The sequence below is a fragment of the Bradyrhizobium sp. CCBAU 11430 genome (assembly GCF_028128855.1).
Taxonomy (GTDB): domain Bacteria; phylum Pseudomonadota; class Alphaproteobacteria; order Rhizobiales; family Xanthobacteraceae; genus Bradyrhizobium; species Bradyrhizobium ottawaense.
This window is the reverse complement of record NZ_LBJV01000071.1, coordinates 286,202-303,422: the sequence shown is the minus strand read 5'-3', so window position 1 is coordinate 303,422 and position 17,221 is coordinate 286,202. Positions and strand designations below refer to the sequence as shown.

Genomic DNA, 17,221 nt, shown 5'->3' with positions numbered 1-17,221 from the left:
CTGAGGCTCACTGCCGCAGGAACGCCTCCAGCTTGGCGAACAGCGGGTTCTCCCGGTCGAACACGTAGTCGAGCGAAACCACCGAGACGGTCTCGGCGCCATGCTCGCGCAGGAAGCTTGCCAGCGCATAGAGCTGTCCCGGCGGGCAGTGCAACGTCAACATGCCCGACGAGGTCGGCCCGCCGAACGGGGCCTCGACGCCGAACCGGCCATGGGCTTCGCCGAGCAGCGCGGCGTCGCATTGCCGGAAGCGGGTGCGGACCTCGCGATACTTGTTGGCTCGCGCCCTTGCTGCGATGTGATCGAGGATGACGCGCGCGGTCTCCCGCGCCTGCGGCGTCCAGTCGGCCTCTTTCGAGGCGACCAGATTGGCCTGGCTGCGCAGGATCACGCCGTCGTCGAGCACCCGCAAGCCGTTGGCGGCGAGCGTCGCGCCCGTCGTGGTGATGTCGACGATCAGCTCGGCGCTGCCGGCCGCCGGCGCGCCTTCGGTCGCGCCGCTACTTTCAACGATGCGGTAATCGGTGATGCCGTGGCTCTGGAAGAAGGTGCGGGTGAGGTTGATGAACTTGGTCGCGACCCGCATCCGCATGTGATGCTGCTCGCGGAAGCCGGTGGTGACGTCGTCGAGGTCGGCCATGGTGCGAACGTCGATCCAGGCCTGCGGCACCGCGACGACGACGTCGGCGTAGCCGAAGCCGAGCCCGTCGATCAGCGACACGCGCTTGTCGGCGTCCGCGATGTTCTCGCGCACCAGGTCTTCCCCGGTGACGCCGAGATGCGCGAGGCCGCGCGACAGTTGCGAGGCGATCTCGCTCGCCGAGAGATAGGCGACCTCGACATTGTCGAGGCCTGCAAGCGTGCCGCGATAGTCGCGGGCGCCGCCGGCCTTCGACAGCTTGAGCCCGGCACGGGCGAAGAAGGCCTCGGTGTTTTCCTGCAGGCGGCCCTTGGAGGGAACGGCCAGAACGAATGGCGCGCTCATGACTTAAGCTCCCACCTTGCGGCCGATCTTCGTCAGCGCATCCACCCAGACCGAGAAGCCGACCGCAGGGATCGGTTCAGTCGATCCAAGCTGGGTCATCAGCCCGTCATAGCGGCCGCCGGCGACCAGCGGCTCGGCGCCGTTGCCCCGGTGATGCAGTTCGAATTCGAAGCCGGTGTAATAGTCGAGCCCGCGCCCGAACGCGGTCGAGAAGCGCGTCTGCTTCACGTCGATGCCCCGCGCCGCCATGAAGCCGACCCGGCTCTCGAACTGGTCGATCGCAGCCGTGAGGTCGAGCCTGGCGTCGGCAGTGAGCGCGCGCAGCTCGGCGATGGCATCGTCGGGATTGCCTGCAATCGTCAGGAAGCGCTTGAGCACGGCAATCGCCTCGCGCGGCAGCGCACCGCCCTTCAGCGTCGATTGCTCGAGGAAGCGGTCGGCGATCTCGGCCGTGGTGCGTCCCCCGACATTGGTGGTGCCGGCGATCGACATCAGATCGGTGACGAAGGCGAGCGCCGCCTTGCGGTCGGAGCCGGCGAGGGCGGCGAGCACGCCCTCATATTCGCTGCGGGTGGCGGTGGTCGCGGCCGCCAGCCGTTCCAGATCCTTTTCCAGGCTGATCTTGCGGTTGAAATCCTTGACCAGGCGGCGGCGCCAGACCGGATAGAGGTCGAGCGCGTCGAGCAGCGCGTTGAACAGCGCCACGTCGCCGGTGCGGATCTCGACGTCGCGGACACCGAAGGCCGCGGTCGCTTCGAGCCCGAGCGCCAACGTCTCGGCGTCGGCCGCGGCGCGGTCCTGGCGGCCGAACGATTCGATGCCGGCCTGCAGGAATTCGCTGGCTTGACCGCTGCGGTAGCGAAACACCGGGCCGAGATAGCTGAACCCGGCCGGCTGGCCGGCACGACCGGAGGTCAGGTAATCGCGCGCCACCGGAATGGTCAGGTCCGGGCGCAGGCACAGTTCCTCGCCGGAGAGGTCACTCGTCAGGTACAGGCTCTTGCGGATGTCCTCGCCGGAGAGGTCTAGGAACGGCTCGGCCGGCTGCAGGATGGCGGGCTCGGCCCTGACGTAACCGGCCTGCGCGAACGACAACAGCAGCGTATCCGCCCAGGCGGCGGAGCCGGCAGCATTTGAGGTGGCAGTCGCGGTCATAACTGGGTCCATCGTCCCGGTGGAACCGGGCAGGGCAAGGGGAGGCAGGCGAATTGCGCAGCCCTTAGCATGGCCCGAAAGCGGTTTCGACCTCCAAAGGATCAATCGCTTAACAGGCGGGCAACGCCGGGATCAGCTGGCATTGCCCCAATCGCCCAGCACCGCCTGCACCAGCGCCAGAGCGGCCACGGCGGCGGTATCGGCCCGCATGATCCGCGGGCCGAGCGCCAGCCGGAGGATCCTGGGCTGCCGCAGCAGCAGGGCCCGCTCTTCCTCTGCAAAGCCGCCCTCCGGGCCGATCAGCACGTCGATCCCCTGTCCGGCCTCGCGGGCGTCTTGCAGGCTTTGCACCGGGTTTTGCACCTCCGCCGCCTCGTCGCAGAAGATCAGCAGGCGGCCCGCAGGGCGCTGACTGAGATACCGCTCCAGCGGCACCGGCTCGGCGACCATGGCGATGCTCAAAATGCCGCATTGCTCGGCCGCCTCGACGACATTCGCGCGCATCCGCTCGGTGTTGACCCGGGAGGCCTGGGTGAACCGGGTCAGGACCGGCTGCAGGGCGGCTGCGCCCATCTCGATGGCCTTCTGGACCATGTAATCCAGCCGGGCATGCTTGAGCGGGGCGAAAACGTAGGCGACGTCGGGCAGTCCGTCCTGGGGCCGGGTCTGCTGCAGGATCACGAGACCGTCCGGCCGCTTGCGACCCTCGATGGCGGCCTGCCACTCGCCGTCCCGGCCGTTGAAGGCCAGAACCTCGGCCCCGGCGGCAAGTCGCAGCACATTGCCGAGATAATTGCTCTGGTCGCGGTCGAGCGGGACCCTGGCGTCCTGGGCAAGAGGAGCGTCGACGAACAGGCGGGGAGCGCGAAAATCGTGGGAGGGCATCGTTCAGGGGTCCGATTTGGGGCCGTTCTTAACCGAAAGCAGCCATTCCGGGGGTAAATATTGCCGAAATGGTGCGTCCCCGCGCCGCGCTCTTGCCCTATTCAACGGGTTGTTAAGCGCCGGCGGGAATCGTAAAAACGCGAACACGCTGGTTGCGCTTCAATTGGGAAGACGCTGAACCCCGTAGCTCCTGCCGGAGAGATTCTCCTGATGATCCGTCATTTGATGGTTCCGATCACTGCCGCCATGGTCACCCTGAGCACCGCGGGCGCCTATGCGCAAAGCGCCTTCCCGGCGCCGCTGCCGAACCAGGCCGCCACCAGTTCCGCGTTTCCCCCGGTGAACGGCTCGGCGCCGACCGCTTCGGTCGGCACGGCACCGCAATCGTCCTTTCCCGTGAATGGCGCCGCGCCCGTCGGCGGCGCTGGCGCGTTCAGCGCGGCCCCGCCGACCCAGGGCGGCCCCGGCGAGGACTGCATGAAGGCTTTCATTCCTCTGCGCGAGGAAGCCGAGAAGCGCGGCAAGCTGATCAAGGCCGCGAGCGACCGTCATGCGCCGCCGGACGAAGCCTGCAAGCTGATCCGCAATTTCAGCCAGGCTGAGACCAAGATGATCAAGTACATCGAGTCCCACGCCGCCAAATGCGGAATCCCGGCGCAGATCGGCGCGCAGATGAAGGACGGTCACAAGAATACCGAGGCCATGGCGACGAAGGTCTGCAACGTCGCGCAGCAGATGCAGAACCAGCCGCGCGGTCCGGCCGGCCCGTCGCTGAGCGAGGTGCTCGGTTCAGGCTCGGCGCCTGAGGCCAATGCCGGCAAGAAGGGCGGCAGCACCTTCGACACGCTCAACGGCAACGTCCTGACCCGATGATACACGTGCCGCCGATTTGAAGTTCCTACGGTGCTTGCCGCGAGATCCTCATGGGAACTTCAAATCGACAAGCGGCACGTGAATTATAATTTCTTGCTAGTGCCCTTGTAGTTTTCGAAGTTCGTACCGGAATACGCCGCGATGGAATACGAACTTCGAAAACTGGGCACTAGCACATCCGCCCGCGTTGCCGATTCCACCGGCAACTGGGTCGATACGCTGGCGCCGCCATGGGCGCGGCCTTATTTGCGATTGTCCCGCTTCGATCGTCCGATCGGCTCATGGCTGCTGTTGATGCCGTGCTGGTGGTCGGCCGCGCTCGCGAGCGGCATGGCGCATGACGTCCGCGGACTGCCGCTCACCATCGTGCTGTTCTTCATCGGCGCCTTCGTGATGCGTGGGGCGGGCTGCACCTGGAACGACATCACCGACCGCGACCTCGACGCCAGGGTCGAGCGCACCCGCTCGCGGCCGCTGCCCTCGGGCCAGGTCAGCACGAAGCAGGCGCTGGCTTGGATGGTCGTGCAGGCGCTGATCGGCCTTATCGTGCTGCTGCAGTTCAACCGCTTCGCGATTGCGACCGGCATCGCTTCGCTCCTGATCGTCGCGATCTACCCCTTCATGAAGCGCATCACCTGGTGGCCGCAGATCGTGCTCGGGCTTGCCTTCTCCTGGGGCGCCCTGATGGGATTTGCCGTCACCTTCGGCCGCATCGACGTCACCGCGATGGTGCTCTATGCCGGCGCGATTTCATGGGTGATCGGCTATGACACGATCTACGCGCATCAGGACGCCGACGACGACGCGCTGATCGGCATCAAGTCCACCGCGCGCCTGTTCGGCGCGCACACGCACCAGGCGCTGATCCTGTTCTACGGGCTCGCTGTGATGTTGATCGGCGTCGCGCTGGCCTCAGGCGATGCTCGCTGGCCGGCCTGGCTCGGGCTGATCGCCTTCGCCGTGCACCTGGCGTCGCAGATCGTGCGCTTGCGGATCGACGATCCTGAGCTGTGCCTGCGCCTGTTCAAGTCGAACAAATATGCGGGAGCGCTGCTGTTTGCGGGGTTGCTGGTGGACGCGGTGATGCGGGCGGCGTAGCTGCCGTAGGGTGGGCAAAGGCGCCCTTGCGCCGTGCCCACGATCTCTCAATGATTGAAAAAGGTGGGCACGCTTCGCTTTGCCCACCCTACGGCACCTGTGAATGCCGTCTAATTCCTCGCGATGATCTCGCGTTCTTCGCGATGAACCGACAGCTCGCGCGCCATCGCAACGCGGCGGCGCATCAGGAATTTCGGACGGCGGGCGCGGATCGCATTGGCGCGGCGGCGGCGGGCTGCGGGCTTGCGCGCACCTTCGTCGAGCTGCGGAAGCGCGAACAGCTCGCTCCAAATCGCCAAGGCCTCGACGAGCTCGTCGCCTTCCGCGCCGACGAGCAGCGGAACGGAGAGCGAGGGATCGCGATGCACCAGGACGATGGCCTGCGCTTCGTCATTGCCGCGCAGTGCGACGCCCGTGAAGTCGCTGACGCGGACGTTGATCGCCATCTGCATGCCGCGAACGGCACGGCGAAGCACGACGCGTTCGCGATGAAGCTCGATCTGCCTGACATGTCCGTCGGCGCGCGGATCGTGCGCATCGAAGCGGACCGGAAGGGAAAGGGGGTCGAGCCGCAGAGAGCGGCTCGACCCGGCGGGAGCGACCCCGCATGTTGCTGTTTGACGCCTCACGGCTTTAGTTCTCCCCGCCGGGATTATGTTCCCGGTCGATGCGAGGACCTTAGCGCGCGGTCTTTCCGAAACCGCTTAAAAAGGCTGGTTAACCCACCGTCACTGCTGCTCATGATTGACAAGACCTTGGCGCGCATGATTGACGAGACGTTGCGCCAAAGGTGCGAATCTGAGCTTTTGGCGGGCTGAAAATGCTTGAAGTCCGCGCAATCAGGGCACATCTGTGGGTTCCGGTCCCGAACCCCCGCCCCAACAGGATTTCGTTCGTGAACTCTTCACCATCCGCAAGCTCGACGCTTTCGTCCAAGGATTCCGCCAAGGGGTCAAAGGCCAGCCGTGACCTGTTCGACCAGTCCGCCTTGTCGGATCTGGCGCAGCGGCTGGTGGAGGCGGCCAAGCGCGCCGGCGCGGATGCGGCCGACGCGGTCGCGGTGCGCGGCGTCTCCCAAGGCGTCGAGGTGCGCGACGGACGCGTCGAGGAATCCGAGCGCTCCGAGGGTGACGACGTCGGCTTGCGCGTGCTGGTTGGCCAGCGCCAGGCGGTGGTCTCGACCAACGACGTCAGCGGCGATGCCGTGACCAAGCTTGCCGAACGCGCGGTCGCGATGGCGCGCGTTGCGCCCGACGACAAATATGTCGGGCTCGCCGATCCCGCGCTGCTCGCACGCGACTTCCCCGACCTCGATCTGCTCGATCCCGATGTGCCTGCCACCAGCGAGCTCGAGCGCCGCGCACTCGCAGCCGAGGCTGCGGCCCTCGCCGTGAAGGGCGTCACCAAATCCGGCGGCGCCTCGGCGTCCGCGGGCATGGGCGGCATGGTGCTGGTCACCTCGACTGGCTTCCACGGCTCCTATTTGCGCTCCAGCCAGGGCATCTCGGCCACCGCGATCTCTGGCGAAGGCACCGGCATGGAGCGTGATTACGACTTCACCTCGGCGCCGCATGGCGCCGACCTGTTGTCGCCGGAGATCGTCGGCCGTTCCGCCGGCGAGCGCACCGTGGCGCGCTCCAATCCGCGCAAGGTCGAGACCTGCAAGGTGCCCGTCGTGTTCGATCCGCGCGTCGCCGGCTCCCTGGTCGGTCATGTCGTCGGCGCCATCAACGGCGCCTCGATCGCGCGCAAGACCAGCTTCCTCAAGGACAAGCTCGGCCAGCAGCTGTTTGCGAAGAACATCCGCATCATCGACGATCCCCTGCGCAAGCGCGGCCTGCGCTCGCAGACGTTCGACGCCGAAGGCGTTGCCGTGAAGAAGATCGCGCTGATCGACGAGGGCGTGCTGACGACCTGGCTGCTCGACTGCGCCACTGCGCGCGAGCTCGGCCTTGCCACCACCGGCCATGCCCACCGCGGCGTTTCTTCCTCGCCGTCGCCCGGGCCGTACAATCTGCATCTCGAGCCCGGCACGCCGACGCCGGCCGAGCTGATCTCCGATATCAAGCAGGGCTTCTACGTCACCGATCTGATCGGCTCCGGCGTGAACGGCGTCACCGGCGATTACAGCCGCGGCGCTTCCGGCTTCTGGATCGAGAACGGCGAGATCACCTATCCCGTCAGCGAGGTGACGATCGCCGGCCATCTGTTCGAGATCTTCAAGTCGATGCAGCCCGCGAACAATCTCGAGTTCCGCTACGGCATCAATGCGCCGACGGTGCGCATCGAGGGATTGACGCTTGGCGGACGTTGAGGCGAACGCCCCGGGCGAAACCATCCTGACGCGCGATGCGGCGCTGCTGCAGGACACGGTGCGGGAAGCGGGCGCGCTGGCGCACTCGATGTTCCGCACCGAGCTGAAGAAGTGGACCAAGGGTGCGTCCTCGCCGGTCTCGGAAGCCGACATCGCCGTCAACGACCTGCTCGAAACGCGCTTGCGCAGTGCGACGCCGGATTATGGCTGGCTCTCGGAGGAGAGCGCCGACGATGCGGCCCGGCTGTCGCGGCGGCTGACCTGGATCGTCGATCCCATCGATGGCACGCGCAACTACCTCAACGGCCACGACGATTGGTGCGTCAGCGTCGCGCTGGTCGAGGATGCCGCGCCCGTGCTGGCCGCGGTGTTCGCGCCGACGACCGATGAGTTCTTCTTCGCCGCACGCGGCCAGGGCACCACGCTCAACGGCGCAGCCGTGCAGGCTTCGCCCGGATCGGCGCTCGACTTCTCCCGTGTCGCCGGCCCGAAACCCATGGTCGAACGGCTCAACAGCTCCGGCCGCGAGATCAAGCTGCATCCGCGAATCGGCTCGCTCGCGCTACGCCTGTGCCGGGTCGCCCACGGCGCGCTGGATGCGGCTTTTGCGGGGGGCAACAGCCATGATTGGGACCTTGCGGCGGCCGATTTGATCGTGCAGGAAGCCGATGGTAGGATGAGCGACCTCTCCGGAGAACCCATCCTCTATAACCGCCGGGAAGTGGCGCACGGGGTGCTGGTGGCAGCGGGACGCGATCGTCATGCGGGCATTGTCGCGCATTTTCGAAACCGTCCCTTGGCCTAAAGCGCTTTTCGTCGTGCTCGTCGAACACTGCTTTTGCCGGGCAGCCCGCTAGGAACAGAACTCATGCCAGATAGTGCCCCGCAACAACTGCTTCACCTCGTCATCGGCGGGGAGCTCGTCGATCTCGAGCAGAACGTCTTCAAGAATCTCGACGACGTCGAGATCGTCGGCCTCTATCCGAATTATGCGACCGCGCATGCCGCCTGGCGGGCCAAGGCGCAGAGCACGGTCGACAACGCGCAGATGCGCTATTTCATCGTCCATCTCCACCGGTTGCTCGACCCGAATCAAGAACCGGCGCGTTGAAAAAACTGCTTCGCAATACGCTGCGAAGCAGCTTCGTTCAGCGTGCCGTCGGGGTCCTGGCGGCCGAATATCTGCGTCTGGTCTGGCGGACCAACAAATTCACGTTGGATCCGCCCGACGTCTATGCGCAGGTTGAGCCGCAGCTCCCTGCGATCTTCGCGTTCTGGCACGGCCAGCATTTCCTCACGCCCTTCATCAAGAACCAGAACAAGGCTTCCTATCGCGCCAAGGTCCTGATCTCCCGCCACCGCGACGGCGAGTTCAATGCGATCGCCGCCGAGCGGCTCGGCATCGGCACCATCCGCGGTTCCGGCGATCATGGCGGCGCCTTCCACCGCAAGGGCGGGGTCGGCGCCTTCAAGGAAATGGTGCGCACGCTCCAGACCGGTTGTAATGTCGCGCTGACCGCCGATGTCCCCAAGCGCTCGCGCGTGGCCGGGCTCGGCATCATCATGCTGGCACGGGAATCGGGGCGGCCGATCATGCCTTTCGCGATGGCGACCAGCCGCTTCGTCCGGCTCAAGAACTGGGACCGCACCACCATCAATTTGCCATTCGGGCGGGGCGCATTGGTCGGCATCAAGGAAATCCACGTTCCGCCGGACGCCGACGCCGCCATGATGGAAGCGCTGCGGCAGGAGCTGGAAGACACGTTGAACGAGGCGACCCGCCGCGCCTATGCGCAACTCGGCCGCCCGGGACCGGAAGATGCCTAAATCGCTGCCCATTGCGCTGCCGATCACGCTGCGGATGTACCGGCGCCTGGCCTCCGGCCTGGTGCCGCTTGCGCCGGCGCTGATCAAGCGGCGGCTGAAGCAGGGCAAGGAGGATCCCGCGCGCGTCGGCGAGCGGCGCGGCCTGTCCCGGGACGTGCGGCCGCATGGTCCGCTGGTCTGGATCCACGGCGCCAGTGTCGGCGAGGTGCTGGCCGCGGCGGGGCTGATCGAGCGCCTGCGCGATCTCAACTTACGCATCCTGCTCACCTCGGGCACCGTCACCTCGGCCGCCGTGGTCGCAAAGCGCTTTCCGCCCGACGTCATCCATCAATACGTGCCGTATGATTCGCCGCGCTATGTCGCGCGCTTCCTCGATCATTGGAAGCCGTCGCTGGCGCTGTTCATCGAATCCGATCTGTGGCCGAACCTGATCCTGGCGGGCGCGACGCGCCGGGTGCCGATGGTGCTGATCAATGGGCGGATGTCGCCGCGCTCCTTCCCGCGCTGGCGGCGCATGCAGGGCACCATCTCGGCGCTGCTGTCGCGTTTCGACATCTGCCTTGCGCAGTCGAAGACCGATGCCGAGCGCTTCTCCACGCTCGGCGGCCGCGACGTCGTCACCACGGGCAACCTCAAGCTCGACGTGTCGGCGCCGCCGGCCGATCCCGCCAAGCTCGAACGGCTGATGGCGATGACGCGCGGGCGCCCCATCATCGTCGCGGCCTCGACCCACCCGGGCGAGGACGAGTTGCTGGTCGCCGCGCATCGCAGCCTCTCCGGCTTCTTCCCGCAGCTCCTCACCGTGATCGTGCCGCGGCATCCCGATCGCGGCTCCTCGATCGCCGGCCTGATCACGGCCTCAGGCCTGAAGCCGGCATTGCGCTCGCGCGAGGAGCTTCCGACCGCGACCACCGATATCTATGTCGCCGACACCATGGGCGAGCTCGGCCTGTTCTACCGGCTGTCGCCGATCGTGTTCATGGGCGGATCGCTGATCCGTCATGGCGGGCAGAACCCGATCGAGGCGATCAAGCTCGGGGCCGCGATCGTGCATGGCCCACACGTCTTCAACTTCGCCGATGTCTATGAGGCGCTCGACGGCAGCGGCGGTGCGCGCCAGGCCGACACGCAGGAGGCGCTGGTCAAGCAGCTCGGCCAGCTGCTGGCCGATCCCACCTTGCGCGACAAGATGCAGCGCGCAGGCAGCGGCGTGGTCGAGGAGCTCGGCGGCGCGCTCGATCGCACCATGATCGCACTCGAGCCGTATCTGCTGCAGCTGCGGATCGAGATGGGAGCCGCCAATGCGTGAGCCGGCCTTCTGGTACCGGCCACGTTCCCTCCAGTCGTACGCGTTATGGCCGCTCGGAGCGCTCTACGGCGCGATCACCGAACGGCGCATGCTGCGCAAAGGCGTGGATACCGGCATCCCCGTGATCTGCGTCGGCAATTATCACGTCGGCGGCGCCGGCAAGACGCCGACCGTGCTGGCGCTGACGAAGCTTTTGCGCGAGCTCGGCGAGACGCCGGTGGTGCTCAGTCGCGGCTATGGCGGACGGCTGAAGGGCCCGGTCATGGTCGACCGCGCGCGCCACACCGCTTCCGACGTCGGCGACGAGCCCTTGATGATGGCGCGCGACGTCCCGGTCGCTGTCGCGCGGGACCGCCTCGAGGGTGTCGCGCTCGCCAAATCGCAAGGCGCCACCGTCATCCTGATGGACGATGGCTTTCAGAACCCGCGCCTGGTCAAGGACACCTCGCTGATCGTGATCGATAGCGAACGTGGCCTCGGCAACGGCAAGGTATTTCCCGCCGGCCCGCTGCGCGCGCCGCTGAAGGCGCAGCTTGCGCGCACCGACGCGCTGGTGTTGATCGGCGACGGCCGCGCCGCCAACGATGTCGCGACCGAGCTTGCCAAGCGCGACAAGCCGGAGCTGCGTGCGCGCCTGAAGCCGGACGCCGGGTCGGTCGCAAGACTTTTGGGCAAGCCGGTGTTCGCATTCGCGGGCATTGGCGATCCCGAACGATTTTTCCGCAGCTTGCGCGCCTGCGGCATCGAGGTCGCGCGCACGCGCGCCTTCGCCGATCACCACATGTTTTCAAACGACGAGATCGCAGCTCTCGCAGCGGAGGCGCAGCGCGAGCAGCACACACTGGTGACGACGGAAAAGGATCTCGCGCGCCTCCGCGGCCGTGAAGGCGTGCCTGACAGCATCGTGCCGTTCGCCGTGCAGCTCGAATTCGATGATCCGGCAGCGCTCCGGCAATTGATCAGCGATCATCTCTACAAGGCGCGCGAGCGGCGGTTCAGCAGGCGATGATCTCGTTGGGTGGGCAAGCTAGTCCGCCGTAGCCAAAGAGCAAAGGATGGAAAAACAATTCATCCATCGCCATGCGGTATTCGACAACTGATCGGGCGACATGTCGCGGCTGATGAATTCTCTTCCGCACGTTCGGGAGTTGATGTAGCCTTCCATCAGAGCCGTCACCGGGACGTGCCGACCTCCCGGAAATCATCGGCGGCGTTTATGCCCACGGCGGGCAGTACCTTCATCACTTCAGATGCAGCGGCCGTAACGATCAGTTCGGAACGGCAGGGAGAATCATTGCCAAAAAACCAGAGGAGAACATGCCATGCATTTTTGCCTCACCGGACAGTACACCCCACGCGCTCTCAATGCCATTTTGGAGAATCCCACGACCGATCGCCAGGAGGCGGCACGAAAGCTCATCGAAGCGGCCGGCGGAAAGCTGCTTTCGATGTACAGCGTTGCGGCCGACGGCCCAGGCGTTTTGGTGATTTTCGATGTGCCTGATCCGGGTGCGGCGCCGGCCATTTCCGGCCTGACCGTCACCGCCGGCACCCTGCAGAATGTGAAACTGACCAGGTTGTTCACGCAGGACGAGATCAAGCAGGTTCGCCAGAACGCGGCGAAGCTGCGTTCTTCGTATACCCCGCCCGGAAGCTGACATCCGGACCTGGAGCATAATCCGGAAAAGTGCGCAGCGGTTTTCCGAAAAGATCATGCTTGAACCAACCCAAAGCGCGATGACGATTCATCCTAATCGCATCGCGCTTTGGAGCTTCGGTTCTGATGAGCAGAACCGGAGCTCTGAATTCCCGTTCTTGACGCGTCTTCTTCACGCGAATCGCGGCTCGGCAATCAGTCATGCTCACCACGCCCCAACGGCCATTAATCCAATAATGGTCAGGCACGAGACGCAGGCCACCACGACGGTATAGCATTCGGGCGTATTCATTGTTCACTCCCAAACTGTTGCCAATTGCTTGGTCACTGCTACGCGGGAGAGATCGCCGGTTGCGGGCCACTTCAATGCGGCAGGCCGAGACCGGTCTTGCGATGTGCGTCCGTCCTCTCATCGTCAACCTGATCCGCAGGATGATGATGCGCTTCGAGAGCTTCGGCGCGTTCAGCCGCGATCAGAAGCTGTTTGCGCATTTCAGCGAGACGGGCGCGACAATATTCACGATAGAGCAGGTCCAATATGGTGGGCATGATCACCCCCATCGTTTGACTCTCGATTTACAGATATTCCACCGCAAATTTTCGAGGTGATCGTAGCCCGTCAGATGGCTCTTTCGATATGAGCCCGTTCACAGACTGCGCCAATTCCAAAGCTCGAGGGCCGTTTGGTTGACCTGATTGTCTGTGCGATAAAAGGAACAGGGCCAATTACCTAACGAACACTGTAGCAGCTCTCTGTTTCAACAAGACTTCGTCAAACAACTTAAGGGCGCCGGATCGCGACAAAGAATCCAACCACAACGCGAAATGACTAACTACGGAGTGCAAGTATTCTTCGATGCAACGCGGATCGGCACGATGGAGATTTTTTCCTCTGTGAGACTCGCAGTTCAGGTGCCATGCGAACATCGTCTCATCCCGATGATGTGCAAAAGCTGCACCGCTCGTGCCATGCCGCACTGCTGCGCTTTGCCCAACCTGCAGCAGCCCGCCATTCAGGCGACATTCATCGCAAAACGCCTATCGGTTCCCGACGATCAGGAGAATTCGATGAAACTGCCGTCTGCGACCGTTGCCGCCAGCCTTGTGTGTCTGATCGTTTTGCCCGTGTTCGCACAAACGCCGCCTGCGGCTTCTCCCGCTGCGCCAACCAGGACGGTGCCGGTTCCCGCGACCAAGCGCGTGACGTGCCTTGCCACGACGGCGAGCCTGAAGGGGCAGGACAAGCGCGACCAGCTGCAGCTCTGCATGGCGCAGGCGCGGCTCGATTGCCTGAAGCAGGCGATTGATCAGAAGGTCGTCGGCGAAGCCAGGAAGAGCGCGATCAAGACTTGTGTGGGTGCGGATGGTCACGAGCAGCAATAGCAGAACGACGCCACGAACTCGCTCTCGCAGGGTGGGCAAAGCAACGCGTGCCCACCTTGTCCATCGCGGTCATCGAGAGATGGTAGGCACGGCGCTTTGCGCCTTTGCCCACCCTAGGAGAGCGGAAAGCTCATTGCTGCGGTTTCGGCGCGCCGGGGAAATGCCGCTGCAGCACGGCGGCGGGTGTGGCGTAGGCCTCCTGCAAATCCACGCTCCAGTACTTCAGCTCGTCGAGCGGAATCCGCGTGTCGGTGATGGCACAGCGCACGAAGGTCCCCGGCGAGATCACGCGGAAGTCGCCGTCGAGATATTGCACTTGCGCTTCGCCATGGCCCGAGGGGCCGAACTTGTTCAGCACGGTCGAAAGTCTCCGTGGAAGGCCGCTCCGTGGAAACTGGAGGGCACGATGTGTTGGACGGGATGTAGCATAGATAGGGTGGCTTGTCCGCCCGGTAAACCCACCGGTTTGTGATGTTTTGCCGCCGTTTCCACGTGATAGTGCTTGGGCGAAGGATCGCTGGTTCCGGCATCTCCTTTGGCAGAGTCCGATGCGCCTTCGACTGACCACCCTGTTCCTGATGCTGCTGATGTCGGCCGCGCGTGCCGCGCCGGCGCCGCAGCCGGTCGACATTCCGCTGGCGTCCGGCGTGCTGCACGCGCAGCTCTACAAGCCAGAAGGTGCGGGGCCGTTTCCGGCCGTGGTCGCGCTGCACGGCTGCGGCGGCCTCGGCAGCCATTCCGATCCCGTGCTGCCGCGCTATCGCGAGTGGGCCGAGCGCCTGCTCAGGGCAGGCAATGCCGTGCTGCTGCCCGACAGCTACGGCTCGCGCGAGCTCGGGCCGCAATGCCGCGTCAAGGAGATGCACGTCAAGGCGCGGCGTGAGCGCGTCACCGACGTCGCAGCATCGCGCGCCTGGCTGATGAAGCAGTCCTGGGTGGCGCGCGATCGCGTCAGCCTGATGGGCTGGGCCAACGGCGCGAGCGCGCTGCTGTGGGCCGTGCGGCCGCAGGGCGCGGCGCGTGACCTGGAGCCGGATTTCCGCGCCGCGATCGCGTTCTATCCGGACTGCCGGATCTCCGCCGGTCTCGGCTGGAGCACGCGGGTGCCGACCCTGGTGCTGATCGGCGCCAATGACGATGTCTCCTCGCCGCCGGCCTGCCGCCAGATGGTCGAGGGCGCGCATGGCCGCAGCGCGCTTGCACGCATCGTGGTCTATCCCGGCGCCTATCACGATTTCGACCGCGCCAACACGCCGCTGTACGCAGCCGGCGGCAGCAACGATGCCGCCGTGCCCGAGCGCGGCCATCTCGGCACGGATGCCGAGGCGTGCGCGGAGTCGCAGAAGGACGTCGCGCAATGGCTGGCGCGCTAGTTCGGATGAGCGGACTTGTCGAGCCGTAGCTCGGTCGAAGCGAAGGCGGAAGCGGGGCCGCCCGAGGAACAAATTCAGGCGGACAGCCCCGCATCGACCACCGCCCTGCACGGACTTGATGGCCGACCGGGAATCTACGGATCGCATGCGCACCGGTTTCAGCACGTGACGGCGCCTTAGTTCGACCACGATGTCGATTAAACGCAGTCCTCATGCGCATCGTCCTCTTCGCCTCCGCACTGGCCGTCTTCACCGTCGCGATCTTCCTGTACGAGGCCCACGCCGGCGCGCCACAGCGCGCGCCGGAACATTGCGGCTTCTGGACCACGATCGATGCGGGATTGTCGTGTAAGTAGGGGCATGCTGTCCCGACATGCTCCGTCATTGCTTGGTCGCTTCAGCGCAAAATTGCTACGCTATCTTGTCGCGAGCTCCTCGCAATGACGCTTGGGAATACACGCGCGTCCCACACAATCGATCGCCCGGCTTGACCGGGCGATCCAGTACGCCGAGGCGGCTGTGAGTCATCGAGAAGCTGAGGCGTACTGGATTCCCGGCTTTCGCGGGGAATGACACCGAGAGTGGAGCGCCGTTCTCACACCTCAGAACAGGCTGCCCTGATCCACCGGCTTGGCCACGCGCTTCGGCGCGGGCTTTGCGTCCGCCGCAGCCGACTTTGGCTGCGCTGGCGCGCGCTTTGCCGTTGGCGCCGGCCGATCCGCGTCCGCCGTTGCTCCGACACGGCCATCGGCAAACTCGATCTCGAGCCGCGCATTCGGCCCGATGCTGTCCGCCGCATGCAGCGGATGTCCCGCCTCGTCCCGCACCAGCGCAAAGCCGCGCGCGAGCACGCTGCGATACGACAAAGCCGACAGCAACTTGCCGCTGTTCTCGACGCGGGCCTCCAGCCGCTGCAGCAACGTGACGAGTGCGCGGCCGGCGCGCTCGCTGAGGCGATGCGTGCGCTCGCGCTGCCGGGCGATGGCGTTGCGCTGCGCCTGCGCATTGGAGAGCTTCGACGCGCGCAAGCGAACCTCGAGTCCGGCAAAGCGGTCGCGCCGCCGCCGCAGCAGCGAGCGCGCGGACAGACCCAGCCGTTCGCCGCACACGGTGAGGCGGTGGTCGGCCTGCGTGATCTGGCCGTGCAGCACCCGCAGCGTCAGCTTTGAACTTGCGGCGGTAAACCGGCGGAAATGCGCGTGCGTGTTGGCCTTGAGACAGCGCGGCAGGGCGCTTCCTGCCGAATCCAGCCGCTGCCGCGGAATCGCCAGCAGATCGCCCGCCGCTGGCAGCGCGCGTGCGGCGGCGCGCAGCTCGCTGCGGCGGCTCTCCTGGCTGCGTTGCCAATAGGCGCGGGTGCGGCGTCCGAGATCGGCGACCTCGACGAACAATTCGCTGCGCACGGGGACCGCCATCTCGGCCGCCGCCGTCGGCGTCGGCGCGCGCTTGTCGGCGACGAAGTCGATCAGCGTGATGTCGGTCTCGTGCCCCACCGCCGAGATCAGCGGGATCATGCTCTCGGCTGCCGCCCGCACCACGATCTCCTCGTTGAACGACCAGAGGTCTTCCAGCGAGCCGCCGCCGCGCGCGACGATCAGCACATCGGGCCGCGGAATCTTGCCGCCCGGGGCAATCGCGTTGAAGCCGCGGATCGCGGCCGCGACCTGCTCGGCCGAGCCGTCGCCCTGAACTTTCACCGGCCACACCAGCACGCGGCGGGGGAAGCGGTCCTCCAGCCGGTGCAGGATGTCGCGGATCACGGCGCCGGTCGGCGAGGTCACGACGCCGATCACCTCCGGCAGCCACGGCAGCAGCTGCTTGCGCGCTTCGTCGAACAACCCTTCCGCGGCGAGCTTCTTCTTGCGCTCCTCCATCAGCGCCATTAGCGCGCCGATGCCGGCCGGCTCCAGCGCCTCGATCACGATCTGGTACTTCGAGGAGCCCGGATAGGTCGTCAGCTTGCCGGTGGCGATGACCTCGAGCCCTTCCTGGGGCTTGAAGCGCATCCGGCCGTGCACGCCCTTCCAGATCACCGCCTCGATCTTGGCGCTCTCGTCCTTGAGCGCGAAATAGCAATGGCCGGAGGAGTGGGCGCCGCGGAACCCCGAGATCTCACCGCGGACCCGGACATGGCCGTAGGTATCCTCCACCGTCCGCTTCAGGGATTGGGAGAGCTCGGAGACGGTGAATTCAAACGCGTTGTTCAGTTGTTCCGCAGGCGGCATCGGCAAACGATTCGGCATTTTGGGGTCAGACCCGACGTTAAGGATTTTCGCCGCGCGGCGCCAATCCAGGGATTGTTTTGAAGAGTACTCGGTATTATAGAGTTCTCTATTGATTGGTGCATTTGAGGGAGTAGGCC

General features: G+C 65.5%; 19 protein-coding genes. 12 read left to right on the top strand and 7 right to left on the bottom strand.

Annotated features, from left to right (window positions below; genetic code table 11):
* Nucleotides 1-7: 7 nt before the first annotated feature.
* The 3 genes from hisG to XI04_RS32700 all read right to left on the bottom strand — a co-directional run bounded on the left by hisG (nucleotide 8) and on the right by XI04_RS32700 (nucleotide 3,025).
* Nucleotides 8-985 (bottom strand): ATP phosphoribosyltransferase, encoded by a 978-nt coding sequence (gene hisG, locus XI04_RS32710; protein WP_028140102.1) that lies wholly within the window; start codon nucleotides 983-985, stop codon nucleotides 8-10.
* 3 nt (nucleotides 986-988) lie between these two features.
* A complete protein-coding gene (locus tag XI04_RS32705; protein WP_028140103.1) occupies nucleotides 989-2,140 on the bottom strand; it encodes an ATP phosphoribosyltransferase regulatory subunit in 1,152 nt (383 codons plus the stop codon).
* A gap of 132 nt (nucleotides 2,141-2,272) precedes the next feature.
* Nucleotides 2,273-3,025, bottom strand: coding sequence for a 16S rRNA (uracil(1498)-N(3))-methyltransferase (locus XI04_RS32700; protein ID WP_038971162.1), 753 nt, complete (start codon nucleotides 3,023-3,025; stop codon nucleotides 2,273-2,275).
* 210 nt (nucleotides 3,026-3,235) lie between these two features.
* Between XI04_RS32700 and XI04_RS32695 the strand changes: the two genes are divergently transcribed.
* A complete protein-coding gene (locus XI04_RS32695) occupies nucleotides 3,236-3,898 on the top strand; it encodes a hypothetical protein (RefSeq protein ID WP_028140105.1) in 663 nt (220 codons plus the stop codon).
* A gap of 141 nt (nucleotides 3,899-4,039) precedes the next feature.
* Nucleotides 4,040-4,996, top strand: coding sequence for a 4-hydroxybenzoate octaprenyltransferase (gene ubiA, locus XI04_RS32690; protein ID WP_271609998.1), 957 nt, complete (start codon nucleotides 4,040-4,042; stop codon nucleotides 4,994-4,996).
* Between the two features lie 110 nt (nucleotides 4,997-5,106).
* On the opposite strand, the gene XI04_RS32685 is transcribed toward ubiA, so the two are convergent.
* Complete coding sequence (locus XI04_RS32685) at nucleotides 5,107-5,625, bottom strand: DUF6101 family protein (RefSeq protein WP_038947504.1); 519 nt, start codon at nucleotides 5,623-5,625, stop codon at nucleotides 5,107-5,109.
* Nucleotides 5,626-5,891: 266 nt separating this feature from the next.
* On the opposite strand from XI04_RS32685, the gene XI04_RS32680 reads away from it, so the two are divergent.
* The 7 genes from XI04_RS32680 to XI04_RS32650 all read left to right on the top strand — a co-directional run bounded on the left by XI04_RS32680 (nucleotide 5,892) and on the right by XI04_RS32650 (nucleotide 12,104).
* Nucleotides 5,892-7,310, top strand: coding sequence for a TldD/PmbA family protein (locus XI04_RS32680; RefSeq protein WP_038947503.1), 1,419 nt, complete (start codon nucleotides 5,892-5,894; stop codon nucleotides 7,308-7,310).
* 58 nt (nucleotides 7,311-7,368) lie between these two features.
* Entirely contained in the window at nucleotides 7,369-8,115 is a 747-nt protein-coding gene (locus tag XI04_RS32675) for a 3'(2'),5'-bisphosphate nucleotidase CysQ (protein WP_370126368.1), read from the top strand.
* A gap of 63 nt (nucleotides 8,116-8,178) precedes the next feature.
* Entirely contained in the window at nucleotides 8,179-8,421 is a 243-nt protein-coding gene (locus XI04_RS32670; protein WP_028134338.1) for a DUF4170 domain-containing protein, read from the top strand.
* Complete coding sequence (locus XI04_RS32665) at nucleotides 8,418-9,137, top strand: lysophospholipid acyltransferase family protein (RefSeq protein ID WP_028140110.1); 720 nt, start codon at nucleotides 8,418-8,420, stop codon at nucleotides 9,135-9,137. The genes XI04_RS32670 and XI04_RS32665 overlap by 4 nt, the downstream gene beginning before the upstream one ends.
* Entirely contained in the window at nucleotides 9,100-10,446 is a 1,347-nt protein-coding gene (locus tag XI04_RS32660; protein ID WP_271609999.1) for a 3-deoxy-D-manno-octulosonic acid transferase, read from the top strand. The genes XI04_RS32665 and XI04_RS32660 overlap by 38 nt, the downstream gene beginning before the upstream one ends.
* Entirely contained in the window at nucleotides 10,439-11,455 is a 1,017-nt protein-coding gene (gene lpxK / locus XI04_RS32655; RefSeq protein WP_028140112.1) for a tetraacyldisaccharide 4'-kinase, read from the top strand. The genes XI04_RS32660 and lpxK overlap by 8 nt, the downstream gene beginning before the upstream one ends.
* Before the next feature lie 313 nt (nucleotides 11,456-11,768).
* The gene (locus XI04_RS32650; RefSeq protein ID WP_018321923.1) at nucleotides 11,769-12,104 is read left to right on the top strand and encodes a GYD domain-containing protein; all 336 of its coding nucleotides are present in this window, start codon (nucleotides 11,769-11,771) and stop codon (nucleotides 12,102-12,104) included.
* Nucleotides 12,105-12,466: 362 nt separating this feature from the next.
* Here the strand turns inward: XI04_RS32650 and XI04_RS32645 are convergent, their stop codons facing one another.
* Nucleotides 12,467-12,664, bottom strand: coding sequence for a hypothetical protein (locus tag XI04_RS32645; protein WP_162832262.1), 198 nt, complete (start codon nucleotides 12,662-12,664; stop codon nucleotides 12,467-12,469).
* A gap of 507 nt (nucleotides 12,665-13,171) precedes the next feature.
* Here XI04_RS32645 and XI04_RS32640 point away from each other — a divergent pair.
* On the top strand, nucleotides 13,172-13,486 hold the full coding sequence (locus tag XI04_RS32640) for a hypothetical protein (RefSeq protein ID WP_271610000.1): 315 nt from the start codon (nucleotides 13,172-13,174) through the stop codon (nucleotides 13,484-13,486).
* A gap of 130 nt (nucleotides 13,487-13,616) precedes the next feature.
* Here XI04_RS32640 and XI04_RS32635 read toward each other — a convergent pair whose 3' ends face one another.
* Complete coding sequence (locus tag XI04_RS32635; RefSeq protein WP_018321926.1) at nucleotides 13,617-13,844, bottom strand: DUF2093 domain-containing protein; 228 nt, start codon at nucleotides 13,842-13,844, stop codon at nucleotides 13,617-13,619.
* Nucleotides 13,845-14,034: 190 nt separating this feature from the next.
* Here XI04_RS32635 and XI04_RS32630 point away from each other — a divergent pair, with 190 nt between their 5' ends.
* Together XI04_RS32630 and XI04_RS32625 are read left to right on the top strand one after the other, a co-directional pair.
* On the top strand, nucleotides 14,035-14,859 hold the full coding sequence (locus XI04_RS32630) for a dienelactone hydrolase family protein (protein WP_271623884.1): 825 nt from the start codon (nucleotides 14,035-14,037) through the stop codon (nucleotides 14,857-14,859).
* A 212-nt stretch (nucleotides 14,860-15,071) separates the two neighbouring features.
* On the top strand, nucleotides 15,072-15,215 hold the full coding sequence (locus tag XI04_RS32625) for a hypothetical protein (protein ID WP_162832261.1): 144 nt from the start codon (nucleotides 15,072-15,074) through the stop codon (nucleotides 15,213-15,215).
* Between the two features lie 246 nt (nucleotides 15,216-15,461).
* Here the strand turns inward: XI04_RS32625 and xseA are convergent, their stop codons facing one another.
* Nucleotides 15,462-17,084 (bottom strand): exodeoxyribonuclease VII large subunit, encoded by a 1,623-nt coding sequence (gene xseA / locus XI04_RS32620; RefSeq protein ID WP_028140116.1) that lies wholly within the window; start codon nucleotides 17,082-17,084, stop codon nucleotides 15,462-15,464.
* Nucleotides 17,085-17,221 lie beyond the last annotated feature (137 nt).

What these genes read in the sequence shown, in the direction of transcription:
- lpxK (WP_028140112.1), top strand. Translation starts at nt 10,439, where the DNA reads ATGCGTGAGCCGGCCTTCTGGTACCGGCCACGTTCCCTCCAGTCGTAC.
- XI04_RS32640 (WP_271610000.1), top strand. Translation starts at nt 13,172, where the DNA reads ATGAAACTGCCGTCTGCGACCGTTGCCGCCAGCCTTGTGTGTCTGATC.
- hisG (WP_028140102.1), bottom strand. Translation starts at nt 985, where the DNA reads ATGAGCGCGCCATTCGTTCTGGCCGTTCCCTCCAAGGGCCGCCTGCAG.
- xseA (WP_028140116.1), bottom strand. Translation starts at nt 17,084, where the DNA reads ATGCCGCCTGCGGAACAACTGAACAACGCGTTTGAATTCACCGTCTCC.
- XI04_RS32630 (WP_271623884.1), top strand. Translation starts at nt 14,035, where the DNA reads ATGCGCCTTCGACTGACCACCCTGTTCCTGATGCTGCTGATGTCGGCC.
- XI04_RS32705 (WP_028140103.1), bottom strand. Translation starts at nt 2,140, where the DNA reads ATGACCGCGACTGCCACCTCAAATGCTGCCGGCTCCGCCGCCTGGGCG.
- XI04_RS32695 (WP_028140105.1), top strand. Translation starts at nt 3,236, where the DNA reads ATGATCCGTCATTTGATGGTTCCGATCACTGCCGCCATGGTCACCCTG.
- XI04_RS32650 (WP_018321923.1), top strand. Translation starts at nt 11,769, where the DNA reads ATGCATTTTTGCCTCACCGGACAGTACACCCCACGCGCTCTCAATGCC.
- XI04_RS32645 (WP_162832262.1), bottom strand. Translation starts at nt 12,664, where the DNA reads ATGGGGGTGATCATGCCCACCATATTGGACCTGCTCTATCGTGAATAT.
- XI04_RS32670 (WP_028134338.1), top strand. Translation starts at nt 8,179, where the DNA reads ATGCCAGATAGTGCCCCGCAACAACTGCTTCACCTCGTCATCGGCGGG.
- ubiA (WP_271609998.1), top strand. Translation starts at nt 4,040, where the DNA reads ATGGAATACGAACTTCGAAAACTGGGCACTAGCACATCCGCCCGCGTT.
- XI04_RS32660 (WP_271609999.1), top strand. Translation starts at nt 9,100, where the DNA reads ATGCGCAACTCGGCCGCCCGGGACCGGAAGATGCCTAAATCGCTGCCC.
- XI04_RS32700 (WP_038971162.1), bottom strand. Translation starts at nt 3,025, where the DNA reads ATGCCCTCCCACGATTTTCGCGCTCCCCGCCTGTTCGTCGACGCTCCT.
- XI04_RS32625 (WP_162832261.1), top strand. Translation starts at nt 15,072, where the DNA reads ATGCGCATCGTCCTCTTCGCCTCCGCACTGGCCGTCTTCACCGTCGCG.